This window comes from bacterium, assembly GCA_019912885.1.
GTDB lineage: Bacteria > Lernaellota > Lernaellaia > JACKCT01 > JACKCT01 > JAIOHV01.
In genome coordinates this window covers 1-11,449 of the sequence record JAIOHV010000217.1, presented here as the reverse complement: position 1 = coordinate 11,449, position 11,449 = coordinate 1, and the positions used below count along the sequence as shown (strand labels likewise).

12 protein-coding genes and 1 tRNA gene are annotated in these 11,449 nt (G+C 62.9%); 8 read left to right on the top strand and 5 right to left on the bottom strand.

Features of this window, described 5'->3' with window-relative positions; all coding sequences use genetic code 11:
* Nucleotides 1-20 precede the first annotated feature (20 nt).
* Entirely contained in the window at nt 21-428 is a 408-nt protein-coding gene (locus K8I61_19275; GenBank protein ID MBZ0274189.1) for a hypothetical protein, read from the bottom strand.
* A gap of 350 nt (nt 429-778) precedes the next feature.
* On the opposite strand from K8I61_19275, the gene K8I61_19270 reads away from it, so the two are divergent.
* The 3 genes from K8I61_19270 to K8I61_19260 all read left to right on the top strand — a co-directional run bounded on the left by K8I61_19270 (nt 779) and on the right by K8I61_19260 (nt 4,923).
* Nucleotides 779-2,158, top strand: coding sequence for a tryptophanase (locus K8I61_19270; GenBank protein ID MBZ0274188.1), 1,380 nt, complete (start codon nt 779-781; stop codon nt 2,156-2,158).
* A 274-nt stretch (nt 2,159-2,432) separates the two neighbouring features.
* Nucleotides 2,433-3,560 (top strand): acyl-CoA dehydrogenase family protein, encoded by a 1,128-nt coding sequence (locus K8I61_19265; protein MBZ0274187.1) that lies wholly within the window; start codon nt 2,433-2,435, stop codon nt 3,558-3,560.
* Nucleotides 3,561-3,744: 184 nt separating this feature from the next.
* Nucleotides 3,745-4,923 (top strand): hypothetical protein, encoded by a 1,179-nt coding sequence (locus K8I61_19260; GenBank protein ID MBZ0274186.1) that lies wholly within the window; start codon nt 3,745-3,747, stop codon nt 4,921-4,923.
* Nucleotides 4,924-5,226: 303 nt separating this feature from the next.
* Here K8I61_19260 and metW read toward each other — a convergent pair whose 3' ends face one another.
* Together metW and K8I61_19250 are read right to left on the bottom strand one after the other, a co-directional pair.
* Entirely contained in the window at nt 5,227-5,886 is a 660-nt protein-coding gene (gene metW / locus K8I61_19255; GenBank protein ID MBZ0274185.1) for a methionine biosynthesis protein MetW, read from the bottom strand.
* Nucleotides 5,870-7,111: a homoserine O-acetyltransferase gene (locus K8I61_19250; GenBank protein MBZ0274184.1), complete on the bottom strand. Its 1,242-nt coding sequence runs from the start codon at nt 7,109-7,111 to the stop codon at nt 5,870-5,872. Before K8I61_19250 ends, metW begins: the two co-directional genes overlap by 17 nt.
* A gap of 287 nt (nt 7,112-7,398) precedes the next feature.
* On the opposite strand from K8I61_19250, the gene K8I61_19245 reads away from it, so the two are divergent.
* The 5 genes from K8I61_19245 (at nt 7,399) to K8I61_19225 (ending at nt 10,138) form a co-directional block, all read left to right on the top strand.
* Nucleotides 7,399-7,471 (top strand) — tRNA-Phe (locus tag K8I61_19245).
* A gap of 126 nt (nt 7,472-7,597) precedes the next feature.
* Nucleotides 7,598-8,200, top strand: a complete 603-nt coding sequence (locus K8I61_19240) for a hypothetical protein (protein ID MBZ0274183.1) — start codon at nt 7,598-7,600, stop codon at nt 8,198-8,200.
* A 297-nt stretch (nt 8,201-8,497) separates the two neighbouring features.
* Nucleotides 8,498-9,103 (top strand): DUF1566 domain-containing protein, encoded by a 606-nt coding sequence (locus tag K8I61_19235; protein ID MBZ0274182.1) that lies wholly within the window; start codon nt 8,498-8,500, stop codon nt 9,101-9,103.
* A 100-nt stretch (nt 9,104-9,203) separates the two neighbouring features.
* Nucleotides 9,204-9,596: a hypothetical protein gene (locus K8I61_19230; GenBank protein ID MBZ0274181.1), complete on the top strand. Its 393-nt coding sequence runs from the start codon at nt 9,204-9,206 to the stop codon at nt 9,594-9,596.
* Nucleotides 9,593-10,138, top strand: a complete 546-nt coding sequence (locus tag K8I61_19225) for a dihydrofolate reductase (protein MBZ0274180.1) — start codon at nt 9,593-9,595, stop codon at nt 10,136-10,138. Before K8I61_19230 ends, K8I61_19225 begins: the two co-directional genes overlap by 4 nt.
* Before the next feature lie 93 nt (nt 10,139-10,231).
* On the opposite strand, the gene K8I61_19220 is transcribed toward K8I61_19225, so the two are convergent.
* Nucleotides 10,232-10,735 (bottom strand): hypothetical protein, encoded by a 504-nt coding sequence (locus tag K8I61_19220; GenBank protein MBZ0274179.1) that lies wholly within the window; start codon nt 10,733-10,735, stop codon nt 10,232-10,234.
* Between the two features lie 196 nt (nt 10,736-10,931).
* On the bottom strand, nt 10,932-11,449 hold a 518-nt coding region (locus K8I61_19215), incomplete at its 5' end, for a PD-(D/E)XK nuclease family protein (protein MBZ0274178.1).

Sequence of the window (11,449 nt, the reverse complement as noted above, 5' to 3'; positions counted from 1 at the left end):
GTGTGGGGATGTGGGGTGGGTTACTGTGGCAGGAAGTCAATCAGGCGCGCCTCGATCTCGATGCCCGCCCGCTCTTTTGAATCGGCCGAAAAATATTTGTCCATGAAAAAACGCCGGTCCGCGTCGGTCATGTTTTCGATGCGCGCGGTGATGCGGCTCTCGCCGGGGCTCCCGCCGGCCACGCGCGCGACGCGCGTCACGAACGGCACCACACGGCGGCGGAACAGCACGCGCTCGTCCTCTTCCTCGGTTTCCGCCTCGCAGGCGTTCTTGAACGACGCCTTCACAAGCACAACGTCCCCGGCCGCCAACGCTCGAGCCACGTCGAACCGGCAGGTGTCGTTTTTCATCAGCCGGAACTTGCGGATCACAAGATCGCGCGTTTCGATCCCGGAGAGATGACGGGTGTTGATCTTTGTCGCGCCCACGGTTCCTTCCTTTCGCCGTAAGCGGCCAAGTCCGCTTGCGGCCGGGGCTTTTTCGGATTCCTTCCGCGCCCCGTCTGGCGCCGGCCCGTCCCGTCGATGGGCCTTACGCGTTGCTATGCCTTACGTATCGGACGGGCGGGCCTGCCACTTAAGAAGTCCGCGTCGAGGATCCGCAACCCTGTTTCTCGCGCCCGTGCCCGGAATGGACAAAATGGACATGGACAATTTGGACCGTTGACGAACGCGCCACCGCGAATTCGTTCTGAACGCGCACTCCGCGTTCGTCTTGCCCCGCCCGCCTTTTGGTGGGAAAAACGCCGCGTAATCCCCCGCGTGCACCTGAGACAAACATGCCAAACCCGCCGCTGCCGTTTGAGCCGTTCAAGATCAAGGTCGTCGAGCGCATCCCCGTGCTTACCGCGGGCGAGCGCCGCGCCGCGATGGAGCGCGCGAAATTCAATCCATTCAAACTGCGTTCGCGCGAGGTGACGATCGACCTTCTGACCGACTCCGGCACCGGCTCGATGAGCGATCGCCAGTGGGCGGCGATCATGATCGGTGATGAGTCGTATGCCGGGGCCGAAAGCTACGAGCACTTCCGCGACACCGTCTGGCGAATCACCGGCAAGAAGCACATCGTGCCCGTGCACCAGGGACGCAGCGCCGAAAACATCTTCTTCGGCGCGATCGTGAAACCGGGCGACGTCGTCATCAGCAACACGCATTTCGACACGACGCAAGCCAACGTCGAGGTGGCCGGCGGCGTGCCGCTCAACCTGCCGTCGCCGGCGAGCCGGCGGCTGGATACGAGCGATCCGTTCAAGGGAAACATCGATCTGGAAGCGCTGGCCGAGACGCTTTCCGACCGATCGCGCCGCGTCGCCCTGGTCGTCATGACGGTGACGAACAACACCTGCGGCGGGCAGCCGGTGAGCCTCGCCAACCTTCGCGCCGCGCGGGAAATCTGCGCGAAGCACGGGGTGCCGCTCTACCTGGACGCCGCGCGATACGCCGAGAACGCGTATTTCATCCACCAGCGCGAGGCGGGTTACGGCGACAAGACGCTCACCGACATCGCGTCGGAGATGTACGCGCTTTGCGACGGCGTGCTGATGAGCGCCAAGAAGGACGGCTTCGTGAACATCGGCGGCTATTTCGCCACGGACGACGAGGACGTCATGCGCCGCTTCATGAGCCGCATGGTCATTCAGGAAGGCTTTCCGACCTACGGCGGCCTTGCGGGCCGCGACCTGGAAGCGATGGCTGTCGGCCTGATGGAGGGCCTGGATATCGCCACGCTCGAACAGCGCGTGGAGCAGGTTGGCCGCCTGCACAAGCTGCTTGCGCAACATGGCGTGCCGATGATCCACCCGCCCGGCGGCCACGCGGTTTACCTCGACGCGAACGCGATCTGCCCGCACATCCCCATCGAGCAATACCGGGGCTGGGCGCTCACGTGCGAGCTGTATCTCGCCGGCGGCGTGCGCGCGGTGGAGGTCGGCTCCGTGATGTTCGCGCGAACGGACCCGGAAACCGGCGATACGCGCTGGCCCGAAAACGACCTCGTGCGCCTCGCGATCCCGCGCCGCGTGTATTCCGACCGCCACATCGATTTTGTCGGGCGCGTCGTCATCGACGTGATGCAAAACGCGGGCAAGCTGCGCGGCTACGAGATCACCTGGAGCCCGCCGCATCTGAAGCACTTTCTGGTGGAAATGCGGCCCAAATGAATGGGGAATTGGGAATGGGGAATTGGGAATCCTGCCTCCAGCGCGTTTGTTCGGCGAACGGAGCCGCGCGCGTAAGCAAGCGGCCTCCCCTACCACGCCTTGAGATGGCTTCTCGGAAGGATCGAGGGCGTCGTCCGGGGTCGGCAAGATCCTTCGCTTCGCTCAGGATGACGTCACGGGACGCGACGAAATGGGCGCGCCTCTTTCACTTGATTTGGTCAATTGCGATGGAAATTCCCCATTCGCAATTCCCCATTCCCAATTTGCGCGCCGCATGACCGGCTACTTCGACTCCACGCACGACCAGCTCCGCGCCTCGGCGCGGAAGTTTGTCGAGCGCGAGGTGATCCCCAACGTCGAGCGCTGGGAAAAAGAACAGATCCCGCGCGAGTTATGGGCGAAGGCCGGCGCGGCGGGTTTTTTGGGTATCGGCCTTCCGGAGGAATGCGGCGGCACCGCGGGCGATTTGTTCCACGTGATCGCGTATTCGGAAGAACTTGCGCGGGCCGGCAGCATGGGCATTTGCGCGGGGCTCGGGAGCCTTGGCATCGCGATTCCGCCGATCCTCGCGCTCGGATCCGAGGAACAGAAACGGCGCTTCGTTCCGCCGGTTCTCGCGGGCGAGAAGATCGCGGCGCTCGGCGTCACCGAGCCCGACGCCGGCTCCGACGTGGCGAACATCCGCACGCGCGCCGTGCGCGACGGCGATGCGTACATCATCAACGGCGCCAAGACCTTCATCACGAGCGGCGTCCTGGCCGATTTCGTCACGCTCGCCGCGCGTACCGGCGGCCAGGGGCACGAGGGCGTCAGCCTGCTGGTCGTCGAAAAGGGCACGCCGGGCTTTTCGGTCAGTCGGCAAATCGACAAGATGGGCTGGCACGCGTCGGACACCGCGGAACTGCGTTTCGAGGATTGCCGCGTGCCGGCGGCGAACCTGCTGGGCGGCGAGGGCGCGGGCTTTGTCGGCCTGATGCACAACTTCCAGCGCGAGCGCCTGTTTCTTGCCGTCATCGGTGTCGCGTTCGCAAAGCTCGCGTACGACCGCTCGAAGGCTTACGCCGACGAGCGCCAGGCGTTCGGCCGGCCGATCGCGGGGTTTCAGGTCACGCGCCACAAGCTCGTGGACATGGCGATGCGAATCGACGTGGCGCGCGAGTACGTCTATCGGCTGGCCGCGCGAATGAACGCGGGCGAGAATTGCGTTCGCGAGGTGGCGTTCGCCAAGATTTTCTGCGCCGAGATGGCGGAGGCGGTCTGCCGCGAGGCGATCCAGCTTCACGGCGGCTACGGCTACGCGACGGAATTCGGCATCGAGCGTCTGTACCGCGACGTGCGCCTGATCGCCATCGGCGGCGGGACGAGCGAGATCATGAAAGAGCTGGCCTGGAAGCTGCTTTGAACACTCTTACCGCAAAGACGCAAAGTTCGCGCGAAGAGCGCGAAGAAATCTCATGAAACTTCAAAACTTCGCGCTCTTTGCGTTTTTTTCTTCGCGCCTTTGCGGTGAAATTCCGCCGTTGACAAATCCCTCCCTCTCCGATTGACTTCGCCGCTAATTTGGGACTGGCAATCGGAGGGTATACATGCGGTCTTTTGCGATTCTGATCGGGACGCTCATCCTCTTGTGCGCCGCTGCGGCGGCGTTCGCGGATTGGGAAGAGCGCGAGCCGCTGCCCGACGGCCGCTTCGGTGGCGCGCTCGTTTCCGACGGCAGCTACCTCTATTACATGGGAGGCGGCGACCGAACCTTTTACGATGCGTACGACGACGTCTGGCGTTATGACCCGGACGAAGACACTTGGACGACGCGAGCGTCCATGCCGACGGAACTCGACGGCATCGACGCGGTTTACGACAACGGTTCAATCTACGTGCCGGGCGGACTCGTCAACTACTACACGTATACGTGGTCAAACACGCTCTATATCTACGACATTGCAGGCAATACCTGGTCGACGGGCGAATCCGTGCCGATTCCAGGTGGCCGCGACAGTTACGGCTTCGCGCCGTTCGAAGGCAAAATCGCGTATGTCGGCGGCTTCTCACAAATCGATTTTCCGTCGGCCGATGATCTGTTGTTCTACGATCCTTCGGGCGACACGTGGGAGGCCGGTGACGACCTGCCTGCGTCGCGATCGAGTTTCGCACTCTGGAGCGCCGAGGGCGCGCTGTGGGTGGCGGGTGGTGTCAACCCGACATACGGCGAGGCGACGGCTTGGAAGTACAATATCGCCGGCGACACGTGGAGCGACGCGGCGATGCCGGATGTGCCGATCAAGTCCGGAAAGGCGGCGTCCGCCACGGCCTACGACTTCCTCGACGCGAAACTCTTCTACGTCGGCGGTTTTGACGGGAGCCTTACCGCCGGCATTGCGGCGACGGTGCGCGTATTCGACATTTCGTCGAACACGTGGGCGCTCGCCGATGAACTGACCGAACCGCTGCAGAATGTCGCCGCCGCGTGCCTTGATGGATGGATCTATGCCGCGGGCGGCGAGCCGGGCGACTTCGGCGATCCGGTCGACACGCTCCAGCGCCTCTTCGTCGGCTCGTGCACGCCGATGACCACATCGACCACCACGACGACCACGACATCCACCACGACGACGCAGCCCGCCGGCGACGACGACACGGACGACGACGATGACGGCGACGACGATGATGACGATGACGACGATGACGATGATTCGGACGATGACGACGGCGACGCGGCGTCGGGCGATGACGACGACGACGACGACGGCGGGTGCTGCGGGGGATGAAGATAAGGCAGGCAGACTGGAAGGCTGAAAGGCTGGAAAGCTGGAAGGCCGGAACGTCATCGCAGCCGCATTTCCGAAATAACGAACCGAGACCGATTCGCGACGTTTCGATATGAACCGCGACCGATTCGCGACGCTTCGAAACGAAGCGCGACCGATTCGCCGCGCTTCGATACGGACCGCGACCGATTCGCCGCGCTTCGATGCGGACCGCGACCGATTCGGCGTTTCGATACGAACCGTGACCGTCAGGGAGCGGGTCGAAAAACCGCCGGATAAATAACGACGCCCTGGCGCGAACCGCTATTTGACGGTTTCGACCAGGCCGCCCACCGCGTCGCGCTTATCCGCGCGGCACACGACAAAAAGCGCCTCTTCCGCGTTGCGGTTGTCGCCCTCGACTAGCGGCCGTGCCTCGCCGTCGGCGAAGGCGAACGACGCCACGACGTGCACGCCGTTTTTCGCGCAGAAGTCCTCGAAATCCAGGATCGTCAGGTGGCGGATGTTCGGCGTTTCGTACCACTCGTAAGGCAGCGCGGGGTTGACCGGCATGCGTCCCTCGCGCGTGAGATGCTCGAGGATCGCGCGGTGCCCGAAGTTCGGAAACGACACGATGCCGACGCTGCCGATGCGCAGCATCTCGTTCACCACGCGCTCCGGCCGGTTCACCGTTTGCAACGTTTTTTCGAGGATCACGTAGTCAAAGCTGTCGTCCGCGAAATAGTCGAGCAAGCCCTCGTCCAGGTCCGCCTGAATGACGGGCACGCCGCGATCGACACACTGGCGCGCCATCTTCGCGTTGATCTCCACGCCTTGGCCGGACACTTTCCGGCGCCCGAGCCGCGCCAAAAGCGTGCCGTCGCCGCAGCCGAGATCGAGCACGCGCGCGCCGTCGCGGACGAGCGTATCGGTCAGTTCATGGTCCCAGCGCGTCGCGGGCGCGATTTCAGTCGACGGGCGCATCGCCATCTCCCGCGCGGCGCGCGACAAGGTTGTCGAGATATCGCCGCACCAGCGGTTCGAGCGCGTCGTCCTCGAGCAGGAACGCGTCATGCCCGAACGGCGAATCCAGGTTCACGTACGTCACCTGCCGGTTGTTGCGCGACAGCGCGCGCACGAACTCGCGCGTGCCGGACGGCGGGTACAGCCAGTCCGACGTGAACGAAACGAACATCCAGTCGCACGTCGCCTTGGCCATCGCGCGGACCAGGTCGCCGTCGCCGTGTTCGGTCGCGTCGTAATAATCCATCGCGCGCGTGATGTAGAGGTAGGCATTGCCGTCGAAGCGCTCCACGAACGACTGCCCCTGATGACGCAGGTAGCTCTCCACCTGGTATTCGACATCCAGGTGAAACCCACGATTCTCCGTTTCCTGAAAGCGGCGGCCGAACTTGCGCGTCATGGAAACGTCCGAGACGTAGGTGATGTGGCCGATCATGCGCGCGACGGACAGCCCGCGCACCGGTCCTTGCGCGGCGTCGTAATATTCGCCGCCCTTGAAGTCGGGGTCCGAGAGGATCGCGTGACGGCCGGCGTAGTTGAACGCGACGCCCTGGGCCATCAGGTGCGGCGTCGCGGCGAACACGATTGCGCTCGCGACGCGGTCGGGGTAGGCAAGAGCCCACTCCACCGCCTGCTGCCCGCCAAGCGATCCACCTGTCACCGCGAGCAGCTTCTCGATGCCAAGGTGCGTCACGAGCCTCTCCTGCAGGCGAACCCAGTCGGCCACGGTGACGACCGGGAACGCGATGCCGTACGGCTTGCCCGTCGCGGGGTTGATCGACGCGGGGCCGGTCGTGCCGTAACAGCTTCCCAGCACGTTCGAGCAGATGATGAAATACTTGTTCGTATCGAACGGCTTGCCCGGCCCGACGAGGCCGTCCCACCAGCCGGGGCGCGTCTTGCGCCAGGGGCGGTCGTCCGCGTCGGCGTCCCGGCACCAGCCCGCGGCGTGCGCGTCGCCCGAGAGCGCGTGGCACACGAGGATCGCGTTGTCGCGCGCCTCGTTGAGCGCGCCGTAGGTTTCGTACTCCACGTCCACCGGCGAAAGCGACACGCCGGCGTCGAGCGGCAGCGGGTTGCTCTCATCCGCAAGACGCACCCGCATCGGCTTCGTCCAGCCCACCGAAGTCGGCGAGTCCGGCGGATCGTATTTCGTTTTTTCGCCCGGCGGCGGCGCGTCGCTCATGAGTTCTCCGGATACGAACCGCGACCGTCAGGGAGCGGGTTTGGTTTCGCGCCCCAAATTCGCGGCCCGATATCGTTGTGCCGTTCGAACCGCGCGTCAACACGGAGGCGCTGTTTTTTACCGCAAAGGCGCAAAGTCGCGCGAAGAACGCAAAGGCATCTCCTGTTTTTCTTTGCGGCCTTTGCGATTCCTTTGCGCCGTCGCGGTGAAATCAAACCTTCTTGACCGCATCGGGCGGTGCGGGTAGAAAACCCTCGCAACGCGCGTCGCGGCCGCGGCGCACGCACGGTTGGGTAGCTCAGTTGGTAGAGCAGCGGACTGAAAATCCGCGTGTCGGGGGTTCAATTCCCTCCCCAACCACTTCGCGAGACGTCAGGTGACAGGCTCCGGGCGACAGGTTCATCGCCCGCCGGCGCGTTCGTGCGCCTTGCGCCGGTCGCGAGCCCGCGCGACAATCCCGAGGCTGCAAGATTTGAGGGGTGTCTTATGACGTTATCCCGCTGGGCCGCGTGGTTCGTGGTTGTCGTTTTCGCGTTGGGGCTGTCGTGCGTGAGCGGCGGCGGCGGCGATGACGCAGGGACGGCCGATGATGCGAGCGATTATGACGACGGGCTCACGGACGAGGAGTGCCGGGAAATCGCCGTAGGTTGCCGCCTGAACACGATCGGCGCGTGTGTGCATGAAATGTGCTGGGATGGTGAGCGAGCCGATGTGTCTCTGGAGTGCCGGGGACAGCTCATTCACGAACGCGACGACGGCACGATCTACACGAACGATCCGACATGTGAACACCCGATGGACGGCAATCTATGCGGGGCGGAGTGCGAGGCGATCCATTGTAGTTGCATCACCTACCAAGAACCGGCGATCTATCGTGAATTTCGCGAGTGTCGCCAAAGTTGCCACGACGAGGCCCGAGCTTGCTGTGACGACAATTGCCCGGAAGATCAGTGTGGCGGAAGTGCTACAGAGGGCACGCAACCGTGCCGCGACGACTGCGATTCAAAACGTGACAATTGTCACGCCGGTTGCTGCGTCGAATTTCCGGCACAGGACTACGATTTCTGGCGGGAGAAATGCGAAGCATAAATTTGACAGCAACCTTGACAGCAACGCCGGCGAATTGTCATGTACTTCGGCGGACGCAAAACGCGGGAAACGCCTGATAATAAAGGCTCCGGCGAACATCGGCGGACGGCGGCGGATGCGTTTTTTTGAATGAAAATCCGCGTGTTGGGGGCTCAATTCCCTCCCCAACCACTTCGCGAGACGTCAGGCAGAAGGCTCCGGGCGACAGGTTCATCGCGCGCCGACGCGTTCGTGCGCCTTGCGCCGGTCGCGAGCCCGCGCGACAATCCCAACGCTGCAAGATTTGAGGAGTGTCGTATGGCGTTATCTCGTTGGGCGGCGTGGTTCGTCGTACTGGTTTTTGCGATCGGGCTGTCGTGCGCGAGTGACGGCGGCGGCGATGACGATGACGACGCGGGCAATAGCGACAATGGCAGCGACGGTAATGGTGACGACGATAATACGATGGAAGAAACATGGACCGATTCTGACTCGGGCCTGACATGGCAACGAAACGATGACTGCTGTCTTGATTGGGAATCGGCCAAAAATTATTGCGCCTCGTTAGTTTGGAACGAACACGGCGACTGGCGCTTACCGTCGATTTCCGAATTACGTAGTCTTATTCGTGGATGTGTCGCAACGGAATTGGACGGCGCGTGTGAGGTGACGGACGAATGTCGATTTGCGAAATGTTGGGACCTACCGTGTCAAGGCTGCAAAAGCGGCGAAGGGCCTGACGCCGATGGTATTTATTGGCCAGACGGAATGTCGGGGCTATTATCGGAAGTTGGCGCTTTCTGGTCGTCAACGAAAATAGCCACTTTTTACGAGAGCGGCGTATGGGGCGTAATATTTGACGACGCGAGCATTTATTTGGCGCCGTCGGACGGCAATAATATACACACGATTTGCGTGCGCTAAACTTACGTTATTGGAGGATTTATGTCATTGCGAAGTTTGACCGCATTGTTCGTTTGCCTTGGTCTCGCTTTCGGGCTGTCGTGCGGCGGCGGGGGCGGCGATGACGATGATGATGACGACGGTAGCGACAACGGCATTCCCGATTGCTATAACTGCTCCGAATGGGACGAGGAAGATTGCCAGGAGCTTGGCGGACCGGATTGCCACCGTTGGGTGGGACCACACGCACCGTGCCTTTTATTCGCGGACGTATGCGGCGACCCATGCGCGAAGGAATGCGATTCCGACGATTCCTATGAAAAACCTCGATTCGATTGTGCCGAAGGAGAATTTTGTTGCTGGGGTCTTGAAGGAGAAGCCCAAGAGGAATGTTGGGAGGGGCTACAAGAGCGTTGCGAAAATTGTTTGGAAGACGAGTGTGGTTGCATGCCTTCATGACGAACTGATGTTGATATCAACCCTGACGGCAACCCCGGAGAATTTGCGCCCATGACCGCCATCCGCGTTTACCTCGCCATGAGCCTTGACGGCCGCATCGCAACCGCGGACGGTGGTGTCGCGTGGCTCGACCCGTTCGGCGAGAATGTCGATTACGGCTACGACGACTTCATGCATGGCATCGACGTCGTCATCCTCGGACGCACGACCTACGACCAGGTGCTCACGTTCGGCGAGTGGCCGTATGCAGGCAAGCAGACGTTCGTCCTCACGACGCGCCCGTTCAACCCGGGCCGCGACGACGTTTTCGCGTGGACGGACGGCGCCGCAACGCTTGCGGCGCACGCGCGCGCGATCGCGAAGAAGGGCGTCTATCACTGCGGCGGCGGCAAATCGATCGCCGCGTTTATGGAAATCGGCGAGATCGATACCTTCGATATCCAGCTCATGCCCGTTGTGCTCGGCGCGGGGCCGATGTTGTTTCCCGATGGATGCGCACCCGCGTCGCTTGCGCTCGCCGACACGACGCCGTTCGAGAACGGCGTCGTCCGGTTGGTGTACGAGGTTGTGAAGGGGGGCCAGGGAAACCGGGGTTAATCCTGGGACGTTGCAGAACGCACACTCCGTCGCCCCCGCTCCGAGCGGGGCGCCTTCGTTTGCGGCTCTGACCGTCGGGCGAAAACCGGTCGATTACGCCGCCGCCTGCTTCGCGGGATGCACCCTGGCGATAATCACCGTTTGCGCCGCGCCGTAAACCGTCGCGCAATTCGGGCACGTCGCGTACCAGGTGTAGAGCTTGTCGATCGCCTCGCCGCGGCGCGCGACGTATTCCTTCATTGCCGCGATCCAACGGCCTGTATCGGAGTAGCGCCCCTCGAAAAGCCGCGTGACGAACTTGCCGGTCAGGCGCACGCTCTCCCATCCGGGAAGCTCGCGCGTCGCGGAGATGAGCAGAGTGCCGCCGAACAGCGTCTCGTCGCAGCTAAGCGCGATGGGATGTTCCGGCATGGCGCGCGTCTTCTCGATTTCGCCCATCGCTTGCCGGATGATTTCACCGAAATTCAGGGGCATGTGAAAGAACGCCCTGTATCGCCGTTTCAGAAATAGATTGTCTGACCAGAGAAACTCGCGTTCCTCCCAGTCCGTCGATTTCAATATCGGACAGCATCCGGTTTCCGTGGTGTACCGATCCATGACAGGCCTCCACGCCCTGGCCCATGTTCACGCGGCGATGGCTTGAAAATTCCCCGAAGCGGGGAGCGGTATGCCGACAACGTACGGCGAAAGCGCGCGCTTCGGGCGGTCGAAAACTTGCGCTGCGTCGCGAGGAATTGAATTGCGTCTTGCGGAAGAGGGCGTATGATTTGTCGTTCAGTTCAACGCCGTCGACCTACCAGAGACGCACGGCCTCGCCCGTGCGCGCGAAAATCACGTGCGCCTCGGCCGGCCTCGCGCCTGTGATGCGTTCGAGCGCGTCGGCGTAGGCCGCGAGTTGCGGCCGATGGAATTCGGCGCGTTGAGCGGCCTTGAGCGCGGCGACGCGGTCCGTCTTGTAATCGACGATGACGTACGCTCCGCCCTCGCGAAGGACGGCGTCGATCGCGCCATCGACAAGCGCGCCGTCTTCCCGCGCGATGGTGTATGGCAGTTCGCGTCCAAGAGCGTCCGGCGCGCAGGCGGCGAGGCGTTTTCCGATCGGCGTGGCGAGCGCGCGTTTCATCGCGTCGACGACCTCGGCCACGCGCACGTCGGCAAGCGCGCCATCGATCGCGCGGACGGCGGGCGCGAACGTCGATGCGTCCGCGAGCACGCACGATTCCATCGCGCGGTGAAAGAGCTTGCCAAACGACAGGCTCGCCTCGCGCTGGGCGCTCCAGGCGGGTGCGTCGTCATCGCGCTCGTCTGTAT